The organism is Pseudomonas sp. SWRI111 (assembly GCF_014268555.1).
GTDB classification, from domain to species: Bacteria; Pseudomonadota; Gammaproteobacteria; order Pseudomonadales; family Pseudomonadaceae; genus Aquipseudomonas; species Aquipseudomonas hamedanensis.
Genome location: NZ_JABWQQ010000003.1, coordinates 284,797 through 306,976, shown reverse-complemented (window position 1 = coordinate 306,976; position 22,180 = coordinate 284,797). Strand labels below are relative to the sequence as shown.

The 22,180-nt window shown below is 58.9% G+C and carries 17 protein-coding genes; 11 read left to right on the top strand and 6 right to left on the bottom strand.

Features of this window, described 5'->3' with window-relative positions; all coding sequences use genetic code 11:
* Positions 1 to 653: 653 nt before the first annotated feature.
* The 4 genes from HU755_RS06880 to HU755_RS06865 all read left to right on the top strand — a co-directional run bounded on the left by HU755_RS06880 (position 654) and on the right by HU755_RS06865 (position 4,826).
* Complete coding sequence (locus HU755_RS06880) at positions 654 to 2,003, top strand: GntP family permease (RefSeq protein WP_186631017.1); 1,350 nt, start codon at positions 654 to 656, stop codon at positions 2,001 to 2,003.
* Positions 2,004 to 2,019: 16 nt separating this feature from the next.
* Positions 2,020 to 2,880: a MurR/RpiR family transcriptional regulator gene (locus HU755_RS06875; RefSeq protein ID WP_186631016.1), complete on the top strand. Its 861-nt coding sequence runs from the start codon at positions 2,020 to 2,022 to the stop codon at positions 2,878 to 2,880.
* A gap of 1 nt (position 2,881) precedes the next feature.
* Positions 2,882 to 4,339, top strand: a complete 1,458-nt coding sequence (locus HU755_RS06870) for an amidohydrolase family protein (protein ID WP_186631015.1) — start codon at positions 2,882 to 2,884, stop codon at positions 4,337 to 4,339.
* Between the two features lie 118 nt (positions 4,340 to 4,457).
* Positions 4,458 to 4,826 carry a glyoxalase superfamily protein gene (locus tag HU755_RS06865; protein ID WP_186631014.1) on the top strand — a complete coding sequence of 123 codons (369 nt, stop codon included), beginning with the start codon at positions 4,458 to 4,460 and terminating at the stop codon, positions 4,824 to 4,826.
* Positions 4,827 to 4,904: 78 nt separating this feature from the next.
* Here the strand turns inward: HU755_RS06865 and HU755_RS06860 are convergent, their stop codons facing one another.
* The gene (locus HU755_RS06860) at positions 4,905 to 5,270 is read right to left on the bottom strand and encodes a hypothetical protein (RefSeq protein WP_186631023.1); all 366 of its coding nucleotides are present in this window, start codon (positions 5,268 to 5,270) and stop codon (positions 4,905 to 4,907) included.
* A gap of 475 nt (positions 5,271 to 5,745) precedes the next feature.
* On the bottom strand, positions 5,746 to 6,762 hold the full coding sequence (locus tag HU755_RS06855) for an AraC family transcriptional regulator (protein WP_186631013.1): 1,017 nt from the start codon (positions 6,760 to 6,762) through the stop codon (positions 5,746 to 5,748).
* Between the two features lie 189 nt (positions 6,763 to 6,951).
* Here HU755_RS06855 and HU755_RS06850 point away from each other — a divergent pair, with 189 nt between their 5' ends.
* The 5 genes from HU755_RS06850 to HU755_RS06830 all read left to right on the top strand — a co-directional run bounded on the left by HU755_RS06850 (position 6,952) and on the right by HU755_RS06830 (position 12,572).
* On the top strand, positions 6,952 to 8,556 hold the full coding sequence (locus HU755_RS06850) for an FAD-binding oxidoreductase (RefSeq protein ID WP_186631012.1): 1,605 nt from the start codon (positions 6,952 to 6,954) through the stop codon (positions 8,554 to 8,556).
* The gene (locus HU755_RS06845; protein ID WP_186631011.1) at positions 8,553 to 10,148 is read left to right on the top strand and encodes a glycerol-3-phosphate dehydrogenase/oxidase; all 1,596 of its coding nucleotides are present in this window, start codon (positions 8,553 to 8,555) and stop codon (positions 10,146 to 10,148) included. Before HU755_RS06850 ends, HU755_RS06845 begins: the two co-directional genes overlap by 4 nt.
* Positions 10,145 to 11,704 carry an FGGY-family carbohydrate kinase gene (locus tag HU755_RS06840; RefSeq protein ID WP_186631010.1) on the top strand — a complete coding sequence of 520 codons (1,560 nt, stop codon included), beginning with the start codon at positions 10,145 to 10,147 and terminating at the stop codon, positions 11,702 to 11,704. The genes HU755_RS06845 and HU755_RS06840 overlap by 4 nt, the downstream gene beginning before the upstream one ends.
* Positions 11,705 to 11,910: 206 nt before the next feature.
* Positions 11,911 to 12,156: a plasmid stabilization protein gene (locus HU755_RS06835; protein WP_186631009.1), complete on the top strand. Its 246-nt coding sequence runs from the start codon at positions 11,911 to 11,913 to the stop codon at positions 12,154 to 12,156.
* Positions 12,153 to 12,572, top strand: coding sequence for a type II toxin-antitoxin system VapC family toxin (locus tag HU755_RS06830; RefSeq protein WP_186631008.1), 420 nt, complete (start codon positions 12,153 to 12,155; stop codon positions 12,570 to 12,572). The genes HU755_RS06835 and HU755_RS06830 overlap by 4 nt, the downstream gene beginning before the upstream one ends.
* Before the next feature lie 724 nt (positions 12,573 to 13,296).
* Here HU755_RS06830 and HU755_RS06825 read toward each other — a convergent pair.
* Positions 13,297 to 15,216, bottom strand: a complete 1,920-nt coding sequence (locus tag HU755_RS06825) for a methyl-accepting chemotaxis protein (RefSeq protein ID WP_186631007.1) — start codon at positions 15,214 to 15,216, stop codon at positions 13,297 to 13,299.
* Positions 15,217 to 15,467: 251 nt separating this feature from the next.
* Here HU755_RS06825 and HU755_RS06820 point away from each other — a divergent pair, with 251 nt between their 5' ends.
* The gene (locus tag HU755_RS06820) at positions 15,468 to 16,139 is read left to right on the top strand and encodes a histidine phosphatase family protein (RefSeq protein WP_186631006.1); all 672 of its coding nucleotides are present in this window, start codon (positions 15,468 to 15,470) and stop codon (positions 16,137 to 16,139) included.
* Positions 16,136 to 16,957 carry a phosphatase PAP2 family protein gene (locus HU755_RS06815; RefSeq protein WP_186631005.1) on the top strand — a complete coding sequence of 274 codons (822 nt, stop codon included), beginning with the start codon at positions 16,136 to 16,138 and terminating at the stop codon, positions 16,955 to 16,957. The genes HU755_RS06820 and HU755_RS06815 overlap by 4 nt, the downstream gene beginning before the upstream one ends.
* 28 nt (positions 16,958 to 16,985) lie before the next feature.
* On the opposite strand, the gene rimJ is transcribed toward HU755_RS06815, so the two are convergent.
* The 3 genes from rimJ to HU755_RS06800 form a co-directional block, all read right to left on the bottom strand.
* On the bottom strand, positions 16,986 to 17,573 hold the full coding sequence (gene rimJ, locus HU755_RS06810) for a ribosomal protein S5-alanine N-acetyltransferase (RefSeq protein ID WP_186618600.1): 588 nt from the start codon (positions 17,571 to 17,573) through the stop codon (positions 16,986 to 16,988).
* A 239-nt stretch (positions 17,574 to 17,812) separates the two neighbouring features.
* Positions 17,813 to 18,661 carry a hypothetical protein gene (locus HU755_RS06805; protein ID WP_186547372.1) on the bottom strand — a complete coding sequence of 283 codons (849 nt, stop codon included), beginning with the start codon at positions 18,659 to 18,661 and terminating at the stop codon, positions 17,813 to 17,815.
* Positions 18,662 to 19,126: 465 nt separating this feature from the next.
* Entirely contained in the window at positions 19,127 to 22,174 is a 3,048-nt protein-coding gene (locus tag HU755_RS06800; RefSeq protein WP_186631004.1) for a type III restriction-modification system endonuclease, read from the bottom strand.
* Between the last annotated feature and the right edge of the window lie 6 nt (positions 22,175 to 22,180).

The window sequence follows — 22,180 nt, the reverse complement described above, 5'->3', positions numbered from 1 at the left end:
AGCCTGCTCGCGATAGCGTTGTGTCAGTCAAATATCCTGTTCTGACCCACCGCAATCGCGAGCAGGCTCACTCCTACAAGTTGACAGCGTTCTGCCTTGAGGAATGCAGTCCAAACTGTGGGAGCGAGCCTGCTCGCGAAAGCGGTGCGTCAGCCGATGAAGATGTCGGATGTGCTGACGCCTTCGCGAGCAAGCCCGCTCCCACCGGTTGACCGCGTTCTGCCTGGAGGAATGCGATCAAAAACTGTAGGAGTGAGCCTGCTCGCGATAGCGTTGTGTCAGTCAAATATCCTGTTCTGACCCACCGCAATCGCGAGCAGGCTCACTCCTACGGGTTGACTGCGTTCTGGCTGGAGGAATGCAATCACAACTGTGGGAGCGAGCCTGCTCGCGAATGCGGTGGATCAGTCAATGAAGATGTTGGATGTGATGACGTCTTCGCGAGCAGGCTTGCTCCCACAGGGTTTTGTGGTGATTTGGAAAGACATGAAAATCCAGCCCCGCGATTTTCATTAATCACGACACCACATACCCGCCAGCGACACGCCTTACCTCTCCACGAAAATTACTTTCATGCGGTTTGAAATCTCTATCTCGAAATGATTTATGAGTTTCACAACCCATTCGAACGTGACCCTTTCGAGGAGTACCGCATGACGCCTTCCTTCGGCTATTGGCTGCTGGTCTATGCCGCCGTCGCCATCATCGCTTTGATCGTGTTGATCGCCCGTTATCGGCTCAATCCGTTCATCGTCATCACTCTGATTTCCCTGGGCCTGGCGCTAGTCGCCGGGATGCCACCGTCGGCTGTGGTCGGGGCGTATGAGGCCGGGGTCGGCAAGACGCTGGGGCACATTGCGCTGGTGGTGGCGTTGGGGACGATGCTCGGCAAGATGATGGCCGAGTCGGGCGGCGCAGAGCAGATGGCGCGCACGCTGATCGAGAGATTCGGCGAGAAGAACGCGCATTGGGCGATGGTCTGCATCGCGTTTCTGGTCGGGCTGCCGTTGTTCTTCGAAGTCGGTTTCGTCTTGCTGGTGCCGATCGCTTTCACCGTGGCCCGCCGTGTTGGCGTGTCGATTCTGATGGTCGGTCTGCCGATGGTCGCAGGCCTCTCGGTGGTACACGCGCTGGTGCCGCCGCATCCGGCGGCGATGCTCGCGGTGCAGGCCTATCAGGCCTCGGTCGGGCAGACCTTGCTGTACGCCATCGCGATCGGCATTCCGACCGCGATCATTGCCGGCCCGCTATACGCCAAGTTCATCGTGCCGCGCATTCAATTGCCGGCAGATAATCCGCTGGAAAAGCAATTTCTCGACCGCGAACCGCGCGACAAATTACCGGGTTTCGGAATCACCATGGCGACCATTCTGCTGCCGGTGCTGTTGATGTTGATCGGCGGCTGGGCCAATCTGATTTCTACCCCCGGCAGCGCTTTCAACCAGTTCCTGTTGTTCATCGGCAACTCGGTCATTGCGCTGCTGCTGGCGACCTTGCTGAGCTTCTGGACGCTGGGGATTGCCCAAGGTTTCAACCGTGAATCGATCCTCCGATTCACCAACGAATGCCTGGCGCCAACCGCCAGCATCACCTTGCTGGTGGGGGCTGGTGGCGGCTTGAACCGGATTCTGGTCGATGCCGGTGTGACCGATCAGATCGTCGGCCTCGCCCACGAATTTCACCTGTCACCGCTGCTTATGGGTTGGCTATTTGCGGCGCTGATGCGTATCGCCACCGGTTCGGCGACAGTCGCGATGACTACCGCATCAGGCGTCGTCGCTCCGGTGGCGATCGGTCTGGGTTATCCACACCCGGAGTTGCTGGTGCTGGCGACCGGCGCGGGCTCGGTTATCTTTTCCCACGTCAACGACGGCGGCTTCTGGTTGATCAAGGAATACTTCAACATGACGGTCGCGCAGACATTCAAGACTTGGACTGTGCTTGAGACGTTGATCTCGCTGGTCGCTTTCGCGCTGACCGTCGGCCTTTCCTACCTGCTGTAACCGGAGCCCGCCGCCCATGGATATTCTCTACCAGATCCGCGCCCGCCAGGATTCCTTCAGTGCCGGCGAGGGCCGCATCGCCCGGCTGATGCTCGACGATGTCAGATTTGCCGCCAGCGCCAGCCTCGAAGACCTCGCGCAACGCGCCGAAGTCAGCACCGCCACCCTGTCGCGGTTTGCCCGCACCGTGGGTTGCCGTGACCTGCGCGATCTGCGCCTGCAACTGGCCCAGGCCAGCGGTGTTGGCAGCCGTTTTCTCGACCCGGCGGGCACGCCTGAGCAGTCGGCGTTTTACGGGCAGATCGTCGGCGACATCGAAACCACGCTGCGCCAGCATCTGGCCGGTTTCGACGAATCGCGTTTCGCCGATGCAGTGAAATTACTCGGCCAGGCGCGGATGATTCACGCCTTCGGCATGGGCGGTTGCTCGACCCTGTGCAGCGATGAATTGCAGGTGCGCCTGGTGCGCCTTGGCTATCCGATTGCGGTATGTCACGACGCGGTGATGATGCGCGTCACCGCCGCCAGCCTCAACGCCGAACAGGTGCTGATCGTCTGCTCGCTGACCGGCATCACCCCGGAGCTTTTGGAAACGGTGGAGCTGGCGCGCAACTACGGCGCACGCATTCTCGCCATCACTCGCGGCGATTCACCACTGGCGGAATTGGCCGACGTAGTGCTGCCGCTGCAAGGCGCGGAAACCTCCTTCATCTACAAACCGACAGCCGCGCGCTACGGCATGCTGCTGGCCATCGACGTGCTCGCCACCGAGCTGGCGCTGGCAAGCCCTGAAGACAATCAAGAACGTCTGCGGCGGATCAAACTCGCCCTCGACGAATACCGTGGCGGCGATGATCACCTGCCGCTGGGAGACTGACATGCAGTACGACACCCTGATCCGCAACGCCTTGGTCATCGACGGCAGCAACACGCCCGGCTATAAGGCCGACGTGGCGATTCTCAATGGCCGCATCGAGCGCATCGGCAATCTCCACAATGCCAACGCCAGCGAAGAAATCGACGCCGCCGGCCGCGTGCTGGCACCGGGTTTCATCGACGTGCACACCCACGACGACACCGTGGTGATCCGCCAGCCAGAGATGCTGCCCAAGCTCAGCCAGGGCGTGACCACAGTGATTGTCGGCAACTGCGGGATCAGCGCTTCGCCGGTCAGCCTGAACGGAAATCCGCCGGATCCGATGAACCTGCTCGGCAGCGCAGCGGCGTTTATTTATCCGCGTTTCAGCGACTACCGCGCAGCCGTCGAAGCGGCCGACACCACGCTGAACGTGGCCGCACTGGTCGGTCACACCGCGTTGCGCAGCAACCACCTCGACGACTTGTTCCGCACTGCGACGCCCGGCGAAATCACCGCCATGCGCGAACAGTTACGCGACAGCCTCGAGGCCGGCGCGTTGGGTTTATCCACAGGTCTGGCCTACGCCAGCGCCTTCAACGCCTCGACTGATGAAGTCATGCAACTGACCGAAGAACTGACGGCGTTCGGCGCGGTGTACACCACTCATTTGCGCAGCGAATTCGCCCCGGTGCTGGAGGCGATGGATGAAGCGTTTCAGATCGGCCGACACGCGCAGTCGCCGGTGATCATTTCCCACCTCAAATGTGCCGGCGTCGGTAACTGGGGACGCAGTCCGCAATTGCTCGCAGCGCTGGAAGAGGCAGCGAAAACCCATCCGGTCGGTTGCGATTGCTATCCCTATGCGGCGAGTTCTTCGACGCTGGATTTGAAGCAAGTGACCGACGCCCACCGCATCACCATCACCTGGTCGACAGCGCATCCGGAAGTCAGCGGGCGCGACCTGATCGACATTGCTGGCGAGTGGAACGTTTCGCTGGAGGCCGCCGCGAAACGCCTGCAACCGGCAGGCGCTGTGTACTACGGCATGGACGAGGCCGATGTCAGAAGAATCCTCGCCCATCCGCTTTCGATGGTCGGCTCTGACGGACTGCCGGAAGACCCGTTCCCGCATCCGCGCCTGTGGGGCGCTTTCCCACGGGTGCTCGGCCATTTCAGCCGTGACGTCGGGCTGTTTCCGCTGCACACCGCTGTGCACAAGATGACCGGTCTGTCGGCGGCGCGTTTTGGTTTGCAGGAAAGAGGCGCGATACGTGAAGGACATTGGGCGGATCTGGTGTTGTTTGATCCGCAAACCGTGCGCGATGTGGCCGATTTCAATGATCCGCAACGTGCCGCGCAGGGGATTGACGGGGTGTGGGTCAATGGCGTGTTGAGCTATCGCGACGGGCAGGCGAATGGGAGCAGGGCAGGGCGGTTTCTCGCGCGTCAGGGTGATCTGCGCGGCAACTTTCGTTAAGGATTCGTGGCGTGCGTCACAGTGATGGCACTATGAGATTAAAGAAAGCCATCCACAAGCCGATTTGCTGACATCCTCCCCGTCTACACTGTGGGGCCAATCAGTCAGGGAGCACCCCATGAGCTTGGGCAAAACCACCCCGATCCTGCGGATCTTCGATGAGGCCAAGGCTGTCGAGTTCTACGTCGATTTTCTCGGTTTCAAGGTCGACTGGCAGCATCGCTTCGAAGCGAATTTTCCGCTGTATCTGCAGGTGTCGCGGGGTGAGTGTGTGTTGCATTTGTCCGAGCATCACGGCGATGCGTGTCCGGGTTCGGCGCTGCGTATCGAGACCGATGAGCTGGAGGCGCTTCAGCAGCAGTTGATCGCCAAGAACTACACGTTTTCGCACCCGCAGATTCAGGCGATGCCGTGGGGCAGCCAGGACATGACCATTGCTGATCCGTTTGGCAATCGGTTGGTGTTTACCAATGCGATCAGTCTTTGAGCTGAAGGCCCGATAGCCCGTTTACCGCGCAGAAACAGCCCGCAAGCCCTCCATCGGAATCGCTTGCGGGCCGTCACCTCATTCCGTCGGCACCAACCGATCCAACACCCGATTCACCGCCATCTCCGCGACCATCACAATCTGCGCAATGCCCTGCAAGGTCTTGCGCTGCGAGCCGTCTACCAGCCCTGCCTGATTGTTGAGCATCACCGTCGCTGACCCCAGCGTTTCGCAGGCATCGGCCAGCAGCGATTCGTTGTCGGCCTCGGGATTGGCCATGTACAGCGTATTGGGTGTGTAGGGTGGAGCCATGAATTCAGCGCTGGACGTGCCGAGGTAATGGTCGAGGGCGCGGTCGGCGGCTTCGTGGAATTTCTTTGAGTCGGGGGATTGGTAGGGGGATGCCGGGTCGGTGGTTGGCGGGTTTGGGGTTACTTTGAAAATATCCAGATCCTCATTTTGGCTGGCCACCGCTTCCCTACTAAAGGAAATGGAGGCAGCTGTGCGCAGGTTAGTAGACCGGGGATCTGGGAAACCGGCGCGCCCGAAGGCGCCCTGCACACAGCCACCATAAAGTTCAGGCGAGACCTGACTGTCTGATGAGCTATGCACCCCAAATATTCCGGGCTACTAAACCCGATCACTGATGGGCAGTGACGCAACCACAGTAGCGATGAGGTCTGGGGCACACAAGCCGGCGGATTCTGGCGCAGGCGTAGGCAGCGGCGCAAGGAATTGTGGGTGGTTTCGCGGAATGATGGGTTGCTTTAAACAGTAGTGGCAGGGCTTGTTTAATGGGTGTAGCGGCTGGCCTCATCGCGAGCAGGCTCACTCCTACAGTTGATCTCGGTGAACGCAAATTTTGCGTACACCACAAAACCTTGTAGGAGTGAGCCTGCTCGCGATAGGGCCCGCACATTCACCGCCGATTCCGCAGCCGAAACTCCCCCGGCGGCATCCCGCGCCAGCTCTTGAACGTGCGATGAAACGAACGCGGTTCGGTAAACCCCAGATACTGCGCAATGTCCTGAACCGGCAACGTGCTGTTGAGCAAATAGTGCTCCGCCAGCTCCTGACGCAGCTCATCGAGAATCTGCTGATACGACGTCCCGACCTGCTGCAATTGCCGCTGCAACGTGCGCACCGAAACGCAAAGCTGTTCGGCCACTTGCTCCTTGCGCGGCAGGCCTTCCTTGAGCAATCCGCGCAAAATGTTTTTCACCTGCTCCCCGAGCGACGCCTCCTCCAGCGTCGCCAGCAAACCCATCGCGTGTTCTTCCAGCGTTCGCAGCAATTGCGCATCGGCCTGGCGCAGCGGCAACTGCAAATAAGCCAGCGGCACCACCAGCGCCGAATACGCCTGATCGAACAACACCGGGCAACCGAAAAACGCTTCGTACTCGGCTAGCGTCACCTCATTCGGTCGCGAATGCTCCAGCCACACGCAGGCCGGCGACAGCTGCGTGTCGGCGATCCAGCGCGCGTAGTGCAGCCATGAACCGAGCACGTTTTCCACCAGATGCCGACGAATCCGGGGCCGCTCGTAGCGGCAGGTCCAGATGAGATGAACGTGATCGCCATGCACCTCGGCGCGGCTGATGCCCATGTCGCCGACCAGTTTTTCGAACGGCATGATCCGGCTCATCGCATCGCCCAACGTCGCGCAATTCATGGTGATGTAACCGAGCACGCTCCAGGAATTGGGCAGGACAAAATTCGCCGCATGCAGCCCGAACAATGGATCGTCCGAATGCTCGCAGAAATAATCCAGCAAGCGCTCGTGAGCCTCGCCGGGCAGACGCAGGGTGTTGTCGTTCAATTGCTGCGCGTCCAACCCGGCCGCCGCCAACGCAGGCTCGATGGTCATGCCCAACTGTTCGGCATGGCGCAGGTATTTGAGCAACGGCGGAACGGAGGTGAAGCCGAGCGATGGCATGTTCGCGGTCCTTTGATCGACGGCGCTTTGGTGAATGAGTGCCCGCAAGGTAAGTGGATTGCCCGGCGAAAGTAAATGGCCTGACGTCTGACGCCATTCGCTACAGGATCTGGCCGGAAGCGACCGTGACACTTTCCCAGCGCTGACTAGTATGGAGGCTTGATCCGACGGCGAAAGAAGGACACACGCATGCGACGCTGGAACGGCTGGGGAGAGGCAGGCACGGTGGTCGAAATGCCGGTCCAGGGCACGACATTTCTCCATGAACGCTTGGGCGCTGGCCGCGCGTTGCCTGATGCCACACTGGAAGCGGCATTGGCGCAAGTGCCGACCTCGCGTCTGGTGCCACATCGTCTGTACAGCGTCGATACCCACGATCGCCTGCTGCACGCGCGCGGCCAGAGCCTGCCGGACTGGCTGGCGTTGCGCGAAGGCGCGCTGGGCACTTATCCCGATGCCGTGGCCTTTCCCGAAACCGCCGAACAGATCCGTCAATTGCTGGCGCTCGCCCATGACCGGGACCTGTGCCTGATTCCGTACGGCGGCGGCACATCAGTGGCCGGGCATATCAACCCGCCAAGCTCCACGCGCCCGGTGCTGACGGTGTCGCTGGCGCGGATGAATCGCCTGACCGACCTCGACGAACAGAGCCTGCTGGCGACGTTCGGCCCCGGTGCGACCGGGCCGCAAGTGGAAAGCCAGTTGCGCGCACGCGGCTACACGCTCGGGCATTTCCCGCAGTCGTGGGAGGTGTCGACGCTGGGCGGTTGGGTGGCCAGTCGTTCCAGTGGCCAGCAGTCGTTGCGCTATGGGCGGATCGAGCAGTTGTTTGCCGGCGGCACCCTGGAAACTTTTGCCGGGCCTCTGCAGATTGCAACGTTCCCGGCGTCGGCGGCAGGTCCTGATCTGCGTGAGGTGGTGCTCGGTTGCGAGGGCCGTTTCGGGATCATTTCCGAAGTCAAAGTGCGGATCAGCGCGTTGCCGGAGGACGAACGTTTCTACGGAGTCTTCCTGCCCGACTGGGCGCAGGCGTTACGAGCGATCCGGCAACTGGCGCAGGCGCGCGTGCCGCTGTCGATGCTGCGCCTGTCGAACGCGGTGGAAACCGAAACGCAACTGGCGCTGGCTGGTCATCCGCAGCAGATTGCCTGGCTGGAAAAGTACCTCAAGCTGCGCGGCGCAGGCGACGGCAAATGCCTGCTGACCTTTGGCGTGACCGGCAATCGCCAGCAGAATGCACTGTCGCTGAAACAGGCGCGTCAGCATCTGAAAGCCTTTGGCGGTGTGTTCACCGGCACCCTGCTGGGCAAGAAGTGGGCGCAGAACCGCTTCCGTTTTCCCTACCTGCGGGAGAACCTGTGGAATGCCGGTTACGTCGTCGACACCCTCGAAACCGCCACCGACTGGAGCAACGTTGATCACTTGCTCTACCTGATCGAAAACAGTCTGCGCGACGCCTTGGCCGCCGAGGGCGAGCGCGTGCATGTGTTCACCCATTTGTCCCACGTCTACGGCGAAGGCTCGAGCATTTACACCACCTACGTGTTTCGCCCGGCGGCGGACTATGCCGCGACGCTGGCGCGCTGGCGGGCGCTCAAACACGCCGCCAGTCAAACCATCGTTGATAACCACGGCACCATCAGTCATCAACACGGCGTCGGCAAGGATCACGCGCCGTATCTGCTACGCGAAAAAGGCCCGCTGGCGATGCAGACCTTGCAGGCGCTGAGCGAGCATTTTGATCCGGACGGGCGCCTCAATCCCGGCACGTTGTTGCCAGAGTCGCGGCCATGACGGCGGACTGGAACTCGCAATGGCGCGAGCAGATTCTGCCGACGCTGGCGGATGAAACCTGGGATGTAATCGTCATCGGCGGCGGTATCAGCGGCGCCGGGATTGTCCGTGAAGCGGCGCGCCGGGGCTGGCGTTGTCTGCTGCTGGAGCAGCGTGATTTTGCCTGGGGCACTTCGAGTCGATCATCGAAAATGGTCCACGGCGGTTTGCGTTACATCGCCAAGGGCCAGTGGCGGCTGACCCGCGATTCGGTGCATGAGCGCCAGCGTTTGCTCGACGAGGCGCCGGGGCTGGTGGAGCCGATGAGTTTCATGATGCCGCACTATCGCGGCGGCTTTCCCGGGCCGCGCGTCATGGGCGGCTTGCTCTCGGTGTACGACGCCTTGGCCGGGCGCCGTAATCATCGTTTTCACGACGCGCAGCAGCTGCGTTTTCTCGCCCCTGGGGTGAAGGAAAATGGCCTGCTGGGCGGCAGCTGTTTTGTCGATGCACTGACCGATGATGCGCGGCTGGTGATGCGCATATTGCGCGAGGCTAGGGCCGATGGCGCGGTGATTGTCAGTGGTGTGCGGGTCACACAACTGCTGCGTGACGGCGGGCGAGTGAGTGGGGTTCAGGTCGACGATGGCGAGGGCGGCGCGACGCTGCAATTGCGCTCTGGCGTGCTGGCCGTGGCTACCGGCGCGTGGGCTGAGCGCTTGCGGCCAACCGAGGCACCACGGCAATTGCGACCGTTGCGCGGCAGTCATTTGTTGCTGCCCGGTTGGCGTCTTCCGGTGGCTCAGGCGTTCACGTTTCTGCATGAGCGCGACCGGCGGCCGGTGTTTGTTTTTCCGTGGGAAGGCGCGACGGTGGTTGGCACCACGGACCTGGATCACCGCGAAGATCTGGACCAGAGCGCGCGCATTTCCAGTGAAGAACTCGACTATCTGCTTGCCGCTTGCCAGCAGCAATTTCCAGGTGCAGAAGTGGGCGTTGATGATGTGCTTTCGACTTGGTCAGGCGTGCGTCCGGTGGTGGGCAGGGCGGTGGGTGCGCATCAGGACAAGCCGTCAAACGAAACCCGCGAACATGTGCTGTGGCAGGAGCCGGGTTGCGTGACCTTGGCCGGCGGCAAACTGACCACGTTTCGTCCGCAAGCGATTGAAGTGCTCAAGGCCTGCGCGGCGATGTTGGGGCGCTCCTTTATCGACGACGGCGCGCCAGTGTTCGCCACGGTGCCACCGCTGACCATTCCCGGACTGAGCGCCAGTCAATGGCGGCGACTGGCTGGGCGTCATGGTCGAGACCTGCCGAGGCTGGCGCAACTGCTCGCCGAACTCGGCCAGGAAACGGTCGGCGTCACCGATACGTTGTGGGCGGAACTGGCGTTTGCCTGCGAGGCGGAAATGGTTGTGCATCTGGATGATTTGTTGCTGCGGCGAACCCGGTTGGGCCTGTTGCTGCCGCGCGGTGGTGAAGATTATTTCCCCGCGATCCGCACGCTCTGCCAGCCGCGATTGGCCTGGGACGATGAACGCTGGCAAGGGGAGATTCAGCGTTATCGTTTGCTGTGGCTGCGCGATCACGGGTTGCCGGAGATCACGTCATGACCGAGAAAAAGTACCTGCTGGCCATTGATAACGGCACCCAAAGCGTGCGCGCGTTGCTCTTCGATCTGCAGGGCAATCTGCTCGGCAAAGGCAAAGTCGATCTGCAGGCTTACTACTCGACGCAACCCGGTTGGGCCGAGCAGGATCCGGAGTATTACTGGGCGAAGCTCGGCGAGGCCTGTCAGCAACTCTGGCAGCAGACCGGCATCGACCCTGCGCAGATTGCCGGCGTGTCCCTCACCACCCAGCGCGGCACCGTGATAAATGTCGATGCCGAGGGCAAGCCGCTGCGCCCGGCGATCGTCTGGCTCGATCAACGCCAGACTGAAGTCGAGGGCGGCATCAAAGGGCCGTGGGGCTGGCTGTTCAAACTGGTCGGCGCCAACGCGACGGTGGATTATTTTCGCGCCCAGGCCGAAGCCAACTGGATCGCCCGCCATCAGCCTGAAGTGTGGGCGGCGACCGACAAGTTTTTATTGCTCTCGGGCTTTCTCACTCATCGCCTCTGCGGGCGTTTCGTCGATTCGGTCGGCTGCTGCGTTGGCTATCTGCCCTTCGACTTCAAACGGCTGAAATGGGCAGCGCCGACTGACTGGAAATGGCAGGCGTTGGCGGTGCGTCCAGAGCAGTTACCGACCCTGCACAAACCCGGCGAAACCCTCGGCCACATCACGGCCGAAGCCGCCCGCCGCACCGGCATTCCCGAAGGCCTTCCATTAATTGCCGCAGGCGCGGACAAGGCCTGCGAAGTGATCGGTTCCGGCGTGGTCGATGCGAGCACCGTTTGCCTGTCCTACGGCACCACCGCGACCATCACCAGCACCCGCTCACGCTACCTGGAAATCGTCCCGCTGATCCCGCCATACCCCTCGGCCGTGCCGGATCAGTACAACTGCGAAGTGATGATTTATCGCGGTTACTGGATGGTCAGCTGGTTCAAGAATGAATTCGGCCTGCGCGAAATGCAGCAGGCGAAAGAGCAGGGCATCGAACCAGAGCAACTGTTCGACGCACTGGTTAACGCCGTGCCGCCGGGCTCGATGGGCTTGATGCTGCAACCCTACTGGTCACCAGGCATCCGCGAACCAGGTGTGGAAGCCAAAGGCGCGATGATCGGCTTCGGCGACGTGCACACCCGCGCGCATATCTATCGGGCGATTCTTGAAGGCTTGGCGTATGCGTTGCGTCAGGGCATGGAAAATATCGAGCGGCGTTCGAAAGTCTCGATCAAGCGCCTGCGCGTGGCTGGCGGCGGCTCGCAAAGTGATGCCGCGATGCAATTGACCGCCAATATTTTCGGCCTGCCGGCTGAGCGGCCGCATGTCTATGAAGCGTCTGGGTTAGGTGCGGCGATTTGCTGTGCGGTGGGGTTGGGGCTGCACAGGGATTTTCCATCGGCCATTGCGGCGATGACTCGCGTCGGTGCGGTCTTCAATCCACAACCCGAGGCGCAGAAGATCTACGAGCAACTGTACAAAGACGTCTATCTGCGCATGTATCGACAGCTCAAACCGCTGTACCAAAGCATTCGCAGAATCACCGGGTATCCCGCCTGATCGGCACATCACAATTCTGGTGTGAACCATAGAACCCCCTGTGGGAGCGGGCTTGCTCGCGAATGCGCAGTGTCAGTCAGCAATGTTTTTCCTGACCCACCGCGTTCGCGAGCAAGCCCGCTCCCACAGGAGATCTGCGGTGTACTTGGCAATCAGACAATATGCTAGCCTGCCATCAATGATTTCATTGATGGCAGGAGGGCGACATGGCCAGCATCACCATTCGAAACCTTGACGAGAAGCTCAAAGAGCAGCTGCGCATCACCGCCGCGCACAACGGGCACTCCATGGAAGAAGAGGCTCGGCTGATTCTGGGCCGGGCACTCACGACGGTTGATCGAGCCGGGGGGCTCGGCAGTCGTATTCGCCAGCGTTTCAGCAGCGCGGGCGGAGTCGACCTCGATTTGCCCTCACGTGCTGAGAAGCCGGTCGGGGTGGACTTCTCTGAATGATAGTCCTCGATACCAATGTTCTATCCGAATTCATGCGCATCGAACCCGAGGCCCGAGTGCTCGCCTGGGTGGATGCGCAGCCGGCCATGGACCTGGCCGTCAGTGCGATCACCGTGGCGGAGATACTTCACGGCATCGCTCGATTGCCTTCCGGCAAGCGTAAACAAAAACTGCAGGCCCATGCCTTGGCAATGTTTGAAGAGGATTTTGCCGGACGCATTTTGCCATTCGATGCGCACGCAGCCGTCGAGTACGCGGCGCTGGTAGCCGATGCAGAGGCGAAGGGGCGGGGGATCGCAATGGCCGATGCGCAAATCGCGGCGATCTGCCGAGGCCGCGGCGCCTCGATTGCTACGCGCAATGTCCGGGATTTCGAGTTTTCCGGGATTGAAGTGATCAATCCGTGGCAGGTCTGAACCTGTGGGAGCGAGCCTGCTCGCGAATGCGCAGTATCAGTCAGCAATGTTTTTCCTGACCCACCGCGTTCGCGAGCAAGCCCGCTCCCACAGAGTTTTTGCGGTTTGATCAAAATCCGGACTGCCACACAAATCCCGTGTGGGAGCGGGCTTGCTCGCGAATGGAGTGTCAGGCACCGTTGATTTTGCTGATCCACCGCTTTCGCGAGCAAGCCCGCTCCCACAGGGTTTTGCAGGTTGGTCAAAATCCGGAGTGCCACACAAATCCAGTGTGGGAGCGGGGTTGCTCGCGAATGCGGAGTGTCAGGCACCGTTGATTTTGCTGACCCACCGCTTTCGCGAGCAAGCCCGCTCCCACAGGTTTTTGCAGGTTGGTCAAAATCCGGAGTGCCACACAAATCCAGTGTGGGAGCGGGGTTGCTCGCGAACGCGGAGTGTCAGGCACCGTTGATTTTGCTGACCCACCGCCTTCGCGAGCAGGCTCACTCCCACAGGTATTTGCGGGTTGATCAAAAATCGGGGGTACCACCAAAATCCAGTGTGGGAGCGGGCTTGCTCGCGAATGCGGAGTGTCAGCCAACCTTGATTTGATTGACTAACCGCCATCGCGAGCAGGCTCACCCCTACAAGGGTTCCGAGGTGTTCACACATGTTGTGTTCGACCTGGACCCTGTAGGAGTGAGCCTGCTCGCGATTGTTTTTCAGCCTCAGCGCAAGACGAACATCAAACGCGGAAGTGGCTGACCATCTGCTGCAACTGACCACCCAGGCGCGCCAGTTCAACACTCGACGCAGCAGTCTCATCACTCGCCGCTGCGGTCTGCTCCGACACGTCACGCACGTTGATGATGCTGCGGCTGATCTCTTCGGCCACGGCGCTTTGCTGTTCGGCGGCGGCAGCAATTTGCTGGTTCATCGACTGGATATTCGACACCGTGCGGGTGATGTTTTCCAGCGATACGCCAGCCTTGCGCGTCAGGGCGACGCTGCTGTCGGTCAGCGCGCGGCTGTTGTTCATCACCGCCGAAACTTGCTGAGTGCCGTTCTGCAGACCGGCGACTAGACCTTCGATTTCCTCGGTGGATTTCTGTGTACGCTGGGCCAAACCACGCACCTCATCGGCAACCACAGCAAAACCACGACCGGCTTCACCGGCACGCGCCGCTTCAATCGCGGCGTTGAGCGCGAGCAGGTTGGTCTGTTCGGCAACCGCCTTGATCACGTCCATGACGCTGCCGATCTTGTCGCTTTCCTGTTGGAGCACGCTCATCGCTTCGGTCGAACGCACCACTTCGCTGGCCAGACGCTCGATCTGCGCAATGGCTTCGTTCACCACCTTGTCGCCTTCACGGGCTTCGCCATCCGCAGCAGCGGCGGCTTGCGAGGCTTCTTCGGCGTTGCGCGCGACTTCCTGCACGGTGGCAGTCATCTCGTGCATCGCGGTGGCGACCTGATCGGTCTCGATCTTCTGGCTGTTCACGCCGGCGCTGGTCTGCTCGGTCACGGCCGAGAGTTCTTCGGCGGCGCTGGCAATCTGCGTTACGCCATCGCGAATGCCGCTGATCAAGTCACGCAGGGTCACGCCCATGCGGGCAATGCCTTGTTGCAGCACGCCGAGTTCGTCACGACGGGTGACGGTGACGTTCTGGGTCAGGTCGCCGCTGGCGATGCGTTCGACCACGGCCAGGGTTTCGCGCAACGGACGGGTGATCTGACGGGTGATGATCACGGCAGCAATGATGCCCACCAGCAGCGCCAGCAACGTGCTGATCAACTGAAAGGTGCGCGCCTGGGCGCTTTCGACATCACGACGGTCAAGTTGAATCTGATACAACTGCTCGCTCAGGGCGACGATAGTCGTGCCCTGATCGGTCATTTCCTTACGCGCCTGCACGGCCTCGGTATTGGCGTTCTTGTACGCCATCAACGCGCTGCGATAGCTGGTCAGCGCGGTTTCCAATTGGCGCAACGCGTCTTGTTGAGTCGCGGCAAATTGCGCATTCAGCGGTTTGAGGCTGGCGATGGCCGCGTCAATCTGGCCGACGGCTTTCTGCTCGGTGTCGGCGTTACTGGTCGCGGTGTAACCACGCACTTCATAGCGCGCAAGGATGAACGCTTCCTTCGCGGCAGTGACGGCCGAGAACTGCTCGAAACGCTGATCGCTCAACTCCATCTGCTGCACACGCTGGCTGATCGATTCGATCAGGTTGTACGCGGTCTGGGCGTTGGCACTCATGGTGTCGCGCGCGCTGTTGCCGGTGCGATAGGCGTTGCGCATTTTGTTCAGCGAGGTCTGGTATTCAGCGATGGTCGCCGCCTGCTGCTTGAGCAGCTTGACGTTTTCCGGGCTCTTGAATTTGCTGATCAGCGCCTGCTGCTGGGCAGCAAAGCCTTCAAGGGTGGTCTGTACGTTCTGCGCGGCGGTTTCATCGCCGTTGGTCAGCATGTACTGCAGACGCACTACGCGCAGTTTGGTCAGCCCGGAGTTGAGCTGAGTGATGTCGCTCATCCAGTTGCTGCGGTCGATCAGGCCACCGAGGCTGGTCCAGCCGGTCAGCGCCAGGATGCAGGTCAGGGCCAGGACCAGGCCGAAGCCCAGGCCGAGTTTCATGTTCACGCTGATGTTACCGAACCAGCTATTCATGCAAATCCTCCAGAAACGTTGGGTTTCTTGTCGTCGGTTAGGCTGGAAGATTGTTGTTCTTTTGAGCCAGCAGGGGTGTTAGCAGGTCTGTATCGGCCGCAAATCCGAGAGCTGAAAGGTTTTTGTCGAATGGAGTTCACAGCAGCCCATCCCAAGAACTTTTTCACATGGCTTTCACTGACTGACCACGCGCGTCTGCGTACCTTCGCCGCATCGAATGACCTGCGAAGCAAAGCGGCGAGGCGTTTTTTGTGGAATTGAGACTGAGTCTGTTTGGCATCAAACGCTCGATCGACCTGAGCGGTCTGGCGCGTTTGCGCGATACATGGGTGGTGCTGGCGGCATCGATACTGGTCATCCCGCTGACCCTGTGGTTGCTGGCACCCAACGCAGTACCGGACCTGGCCCACGGTAATATTGCGGGTGCGCAGGCTTTGGCGGCAGGGTGGGCCAAAGGCGAGATGATTGTGCTGGTGCGCCACGTCGAGCGTTGCGATCACTCCAAAGCTGCGTGCCTGAGTGGCAATGACGGCATCACCGACCGCTCGCGCAGTGTCGCGGTGGCAGTCGGCGCCCGGTTCGAGCAACTGGGCCTGGCCAACGCTGACATCTATAACAGCCCGTCAATGCGCACGGTGCAGACGGCCGGTTATATGTTCAACCACGCCGCCAGTGGCGACGACTGGCTGATCAACTGCAGAGGTCGCATGCTGCAGGATGCGCTGGCGCACAAGATCCCCGGACGCAACCTGATTCTGGTGACCCACAGCGAGTGCATGGCGCAGATCGAGAAAGACCTCAAGGCACCGGCCGCGAACATGGGCTACGGCTCGTCACTGTTTGTCTCCGCTGCCAACCCGGCGGCTCCGGAGATGCTCGGCTTCATCGAAGCCTCCGACTGGCGCACGGTAACTACCCAATGAAATCCCGTTTCTACGCGTATAACGTCGGCATTCCGTTGGTCTGTGCGGCCGTCGTGTTTCTGATGTTCGACATGACCCGAATCGACATCGCCTTCAGCAATGTCCTGTTCGACCCGCTCACGCAAACCTTCCCGATCGATAAAATCCATTTTTTCGAAAAACTGACCCACAAATGGGCGCGGATCATTCCGAACTGGACGGCAGAAATCGCCTTGATCGGCGCGATGCTGTCGCTGGTCTGGCCACTGGTCAATCCGCACAAACGCCCGCGACTTGGCGCCTTTCTGGAACGCAATAAAGTCGCGCCCGTGCTGCGCTTTACCGCAAATCACCGTAAGGATTTTTTCTTTGTCGTGGTCGCGTTCGCGCTCTGCACGGGCGTGATCCACTTCCTTAAATCCCACACCAGCGTTTACTGCCCGATCGAAACCACGTTGTACGGCGGGAAAATGCCTCACATCGAGTGGTACAGCAATTTCCAACTGTTCCATGAAGCCGGGAGTGGCCGCTGCTGGCCAGGCGGCCATGCGTCGGGCGGTTTCACCATGCTGGCGCTGTACTTCGTGGCGCGCCGGTATCAGTGGCGTTTTTCCAGCGCGATCCTGTGGGGCTCGCTGCTGCTGGGTTTGATCTATGGCACCACCCGCGTCCTGCAAGGTTGGCACTACATGTCCCACACGTTCTGGGCGGGAATCTTCGTATGGCTGACCTGTTTGCTGACGGCGTTGGCCTTCTACGGACGCGCGCGGTTGGAGCTGCCGGTAGTGAACAAGCGCACACAGAAAGTCTTTAGCGCTCAGCCTGAAGTCTTGCTCTGAACGCGTTCAGAAAAACACGGGTTGAACGTCAGCCAAGGCGCCGCGACCAACGCTGATCCGGCGCCTCGAAACCGGGATTGACCAGCGCCGTCAGCACATGGTCCTGCCAGCGCCCGGCAATGTTCAGATAATCCTTTGCGTAGCCCTCACGTTCAAAACCCAGGCGCTCAAGCAGCCGCGCACTGCGCTCATTGCCAGGAATGTAATTGGCCATGATCCGGTGCAAGTTCTGCGTATCGAACATGTAACCGATCCCGGCCTCCAGCGCCTCCTGCATTAAACGCTGCCCTTGATGGGCCTCATCGATGTGATAACCCAAATAACACGCCTGAAACGCCCCGCGAATGATCCCGCTGAAATTGCAGGCGCCGATCATTTGCTGGCCGTCCGGCGTTAGCAACGCGAAATGCATGGCCAGGCCTGCTTCGAAAGCACTGGCCTGGATTTCCAAGCGCCGGCGAATGTTGGCGGTGGAGAAGTAGTCGGTGGTGCGGATGGGGGACCACGGGGCGAGGTGGCGCAGGTTGCGTTGGTAGAACGCGGTTTCCAGCTCGGCTTGATCGGGGGAGAGGATGGCCAGTGTCAGGCGCGGGCAGGGCAGGGATAACAGCGGCATCGAGCGATCCTTGGCGAGGGCGGGATGCTGGCAGAGTCGCGCATATGGTGGGGGGCGGCAAGATATGGAGAAGCAGAGGCGAAAAAAAGCCCGCTAGGAGCGCGGGCGAACCGTAGTTTCTTGAATGAGCGAGTGGACTTTACAGGCTGGCCGGGCTGGGCGCAGTGAAGAAAAATTCATCTCGCTTCAGCCTGTTTAGTGGGCGCCCCACAGTCTTCATTCAGCTCGTAATGAAAATATCAGCGCCCATACAGCACCGTATTCATCAACGCATTGACCTGATTTGGCATCGTGTGGATCAACCAGTCGAACGCGAGACCCGAGGCGAGCAGGTACGCGAGAACCAGCAAGATCGGCATGAAAATGATGTTTTTGCGCAGATTGGCGTACTTACGGGTTTTTCTGGAAAGCCATGGTTCGTGAGTGCCATTGTTATTGGCATGAGCACCCGCAACGATGAAGTAGGTTGAAAAAAACATCATGCGAAAGCTGGTATAGATAAACAGCATTACGCCTATCAGGTGTAGCAAGAACCAGTGCATGTCTAGCAAGACAAAATATTTTTTTATCCCCGTCAGGCCCTGCTCATTGATGATCTGCTGGCTGTACTGAAAGTTTTGCGGCGCCAGAGTAGGCGTAAAGGCTTCGTCGGTGATGAAGGTGGCGGCCACGCAGAATGCCAAGGAGAAAAACAGCGCAACGACCCACTGACTGCCCGCGAAGAAGCCCCGGTAAAGGCTATGCAGCGTTCCTCCAGCCCACAGTGAAATAGTGAACAGCGTGATCCAGGAAAGCAGGTTGAGTATTTCAACCCTGAAAAACAGATAAATGAGTCCGGCAATCACCATCATCATCCAGATGACCGGGGTCATATCTTGGTTTGTGCTTGCGGCGTTCACGCCCGGCGGTGGATTTACCACCGTGTTGAAGGTCAGGTTTACAGAATGGCCTGGCTGATGAGCGGATTGCGGTGCGCTGCCTTTCAGGAATCGATCCAGAATGGCGCCCAGAAACAGGCCGAGGATAGTGAAGAAAAGCGATATGTAGATATCGACTTCTTTGGATTGAATTGTTTCGATGAAGCTCATGTTTTGTCGCCTTCCTTGTGCAGGTTGAGTGTTCCACGTGCCAACCGGTTTTCTCTGCGAGGCATCCAGCCAGCCGCGGGATGGTAAAGGGATGGCTTTGGTTTGGCTATCTTCGGGGTTTTTTTCGGGGTTGTGTTGGCTGACCCTTGGGGGCGCGACGGTTGTGGATGGGTATGACCGCTCCAAGGAGTCAGGTGCTGCGGTTTTCCAAAAGGTTGATGCGACGAAGCCCGCACTTCGTGGCCCTTATGGGGCTGCTCTGATGTTCATAATGATGCGCTTACTACTACTGATGGTAGTGCTCGTGGTCTGTTAGGTTCTCAGCGTCCGAAAACGCATTGGATAAAAAAAGTCCTGTCTGAGCAAAGCTTTAGCGGCTCAATACAGGACTCTCTCTTTTGCCATGAATATTCAATAAGCAACAGATCGTTTTTTGAGCTAGATCTGTTTTGACGCTGATCCTGCTTACTTCACCAGCTCCATCAGCTTCCCGAAGCTGTTCACCACATCGTACTTGACGTTCTCGGGGGCATACTTCCTATTGATCTCGTCGAAGAATTTCCGTGCGCATTCAATTTTTGTAGCCTCAATCGGGCGCAAATCCATTGATGACATTGAGCCCTTGGTTTCAGCCACAAAGTACACATGCTTGATTGTTCCTTCCTTGAACGAAATCGCCCAGTCAGGGTTGTAATCGCCAACCGGCGTGGGGATCAGGAAGCCTCGCGGTAATTTGGCGTACACGACCACGTCGGTACAGGTGTCCAGCTCTTTGACAAAATCGCGTTCAGTGCCGGAGTCGGTGATTACGTAGTCGTAGATGTGACGGTTGAGCTTGTCACCGGCCTTACTGAAGTCCTGTTTGGTCTGGCCAGAGGTGAAGATGTCCAAATCAAACTTGTCTTCAACGGGGTCGTAGGCCAAGTGCTGAATGATCATCGTCGCCTTCTGCTCATTGATCAGTCGAATTGCTTCGGCGATGAAGCTTTCAGGATTGGTACGAAACTGCGCAAATATCGCAACACTTATGCCTTTAAGGATGTCCGCCGTCGTGCGTCGCGTCAGTTGCGTACCCTCGGCAACCTTACCAATGAGGTCGTACTTCACCGTTGAATGAATTGACTGCTTGTCGTACTCAACAGTCGTTTCAGAAACCTTAAAACCATCACCGCTCTTCAGCGCATCGGATGTCACCTGATCGATCTGCTCACCTTTCTGAATCGTGTACTGCAAGGGCGTCACTCGTAGGCTCTTGTCCAGCTCCTCGACCGCTTTCTTGACCAATTCCACCGAATCAAAGTCAACACTGTAAGCTGCCTTGCGATTGATCCGATTCCACAGCTCCTTGAACTCCTGTTTCTCGAAGTTGCTGTTGAGCGGATTTTTCTTCGGCCGACGGTCGTCGCTGATGTCGAACATCTGGCTGTCGCTGAAGACGCTGTCGATCAGCTGGTACACCTGCTCGGCATGAGGCTGCAGTTCCGGGGGCAGCGGAGCAAGGGTGCCTTCCTTCTTGGCGTCGTGGTACGAGCCTGTAATGCGGTCTGCATCGTCGCTGTAGTCGTTCTTGAGCAGGTATTTGTAGATCTGCTTGGCCAATTGCGGCGTGACTTCAATATCGCCAGTTGGGGTCTTGAGTACCTTACCAGTGAAATAGGCTTCGTCAGCGACCTTAGGACGCGCTGACAAAGACTCGCTGATGTCTTTCTGCAGCGCAGATACGAAGTCCTTATAGCTCTCGCTTGCCACCACGGTTAGCACGTTTACGTCATGGACGATGGCGGGGTGATCCATTCGGTCTCCGCTCTGGTTAACGGACAAGCGTAATCCACGACCTACCTCCTGCCGTCGCGAGATGGTGTTGTCGCTGTGCTTGAGCGCACAAATAACGAACACGTTAGGGTTATCCCACCCTTCACGCAAAGCTGAGTGCGAAAAGATAAAACGCACCGGCTCGTCGAGTGACAGCAAGCGCTCCTTGTCCTTTAGGATCAGGTCGTAGGCGTCCACATCATTGGACAGCCCTGCGTTTTCTCCGCGTTTCTCCACATTTGGATCGGCCAGCCGCTTGGTCTTTCTGTCGATGGAGAAGTAGCCGCTGTGCGTCCTGCCTGCATCAATACCCTTCAGGTACTTGATATACGGCGTTTCATCCAGATCCAGCACCTCATTCAGGTACTGGCGGTACTCCTCTTCAAAGATACGTGCGTAGTTGCCTTTCTCGTCCGCTGTCGAGTAATCGCGGTACTTGGCCACCTCATCGATGAAGAATAAGGTCAACACCTTGATACCTTGTTGGAATAGGGCCAGCTCTTTATCGAAGTGTGCCTTGATGGCTTCCCGAATCTGGATGCGGCGCAGCGCTTCTTCGTTGACATCCCCAATGGCCTCGCCAACAAAGAGCTCAACGCCGTTCGTAAAACTCAGGGTATCCGTGTTGGCATTGATGTCCGCGACCACATAGCCACGGTACTGATCCAGCTCGTTTGAAAAACCTTCAGAGAATAGGTTGTCGCCCTTGGAGAGCTTGCGCACTAAACGCTTGATCTCGCCGCTTTTCAGCTTCTGCTCGAACTCAACACGGGCCACAGGTGCCTTGCTCGAAATATCGATGGATTGCAGGTACAGATAGGCATTGGAGCCCGCCAGCCCCTTCACTGAGATGCCGCGTACTGAGATTTTCTTCACCAGCTTCTGATTGTAGGCATCCAACGCGTCCAGCCGATGGATCCTGTTGTTTGTGGTCTTGTGAGTGGCCGAATAGCGCAGCACCATCAGCGCCTTGAATTCCTCCAAGGACTTCAGGGTTGCCGCACCCTCCATTTTTTGTGGCTCGTCCAGAATCAAAATCGGTCGATTGGCGCTGATCACATCAATCGGGCGGCGCGACTGGAAATCATCGAGCTCGTCATAGATGCGCCGATTGTCAGCGCCACGGGCAGCAAACGCCTGCACGTTAATCACCATCACGTTGATCCCCGCATCCGACGAAAAGCTCTCCAGATGGTGTAACTGCTTGGAGTTATAGATGAAGAAACGCGCCTTCTTGTGGTACGTCTCCAAGAAATGCTCTGCGGTGATCTCGAGTGACTTGGCCACGCCTTCACGGATCGCAATGCTGGGCACCACGATGATGAATTTGCTCCAGCCAAACTGTTTATTAAGCTCGAATATGGTCTTGATGTAGCAGTAGGTCTTGCCGGTGCCGGTTTCCATCTCGATGTCGAGGTTGATCTTGCTGACCCTGGTCTTCACCAACTCGGTGGACTGCGGCAGGTTTTGCTGATGCTGCACCCGGGTGATGTTTTCCAGCACGGCAAGGTCAGTCAGCTTCAGATCGGCGTTCTTGAATCCGCCCTCTGCAAACAGGTCCTCAATTCCTTTCTTGGCCTTGCCCGGGTCGATGCGATAGCTGATAGCCTCCGCTGATACAAGTGGTTGCCCCTTGAAGCAGTCAACCACAGCTTGCACCGCTGCCGTCTGATAGGCCTGTGTCTTGAATTTGAGTTTCATTGCTCG

Bases quoted from the DNA above. Each gene is read 5' to 3' on its own strand.
- HU755_RS06850 (WP_186631012.1), top strand. From the start codon at position 6,952: ATGCGACGCTGGAACGGCTGGGGAGAGGCAGGCACGGTGGTCGAAATG.
- HU755_RS06880 (WP_186631017.1), top strand. From the start codon at position 654: ATGACGCCTTCCTTCGGCTATTGGCTGCTGGTCTATGCCGCCGTCGCC.
- HU755_RS06815 (WP_186631005.1), top strand. From the start codon at position 16,136: ATGAAATCCCGTTTCTACGCGTATAACGTCGGCATTCCGTTGGTCTGT.
- HU755_RS06800 (WP_186631004.1), bottom strand. From the start codon at position 22,174: ATGAAACTCAAATTCAAGACACAGGCCTATCAGACGGCAGCGGTGCAA.
- HU755_RS06835 (WP_186631009.1), top strand. From the start codon at position 11,911: ATGGCCAGCATCACCATTCGAAACCTTGACGAGAAGCTCAAAGAGCAG.
- HU755_RS06870 (WP_186631015.1), top strand. From the start codon at position 2,882: ATGCAGTACGACACCCTGATCCGCAACGCCTTGGTCATCGACGGCAGC.
- HU755_RS06805 (WP_186547372.1), bottom strand. From the start codon at position 18,661: ATGAGCTTCATCGAAACAATTCAATCCAAAGAAGTCGATATCTACATA.
- HU755_RS06855 (WP_186631013.1), bottom strand. From the start codon at position 6,762: ATGCCATCGCTCGGCTTCACCTCCGTTCCGCCGTTGCTCAAATACCTG.
- rimJ (WP_186618600.1), bottom strand. From the start codon at position 17,573: ATGCCGCTGTTATCCCTGCCCTGCCCGCGCCTGACACTGGCCATCCTC.
- HU755_RS06840 (WP_186631010.1), top strand. From the start codon at position 10,145: ATGACCGAGAAAAAGTACCTGCTGGCCATTGATAACGGCACCCAAAGC.
- HU755_RS06830 (WP_186631008.1), top strand. From the start codon at position 12,153: ATGATAGTCCTCGATACCAATGTTCTATCCGAATTCATGCGCATCGAA.
- HU755_RS06865 (WP_186631014.1), top strand. From the start codon at position 4,458: ATGAGCTTGGGCAAAACCACCCCGATCCTGCGGATCTTCGATGAGGCC.
- HU755_RS06825 (WP_186631007.1), bottom strand. From the start codon at position 15,216: ATGAATAGCTGGTTCGGTAACATCAGCGTGAACATGAAACTCGGCCTG.
- HU755_RS06875 (WP_186631016.1), top strand. From the start codon at position 2,020: ATGGATATTCTCTACCAGATCCGCGCCCGCCAGGATTCCTTCAGTGCC.
- HU755_RS06845 (WP_186631011.1), top strand. From the start codon at position 8,553: ATGACGGCGGACTGGAACTCGCAATGGCGCGAGCAGATTCTGCCGACG.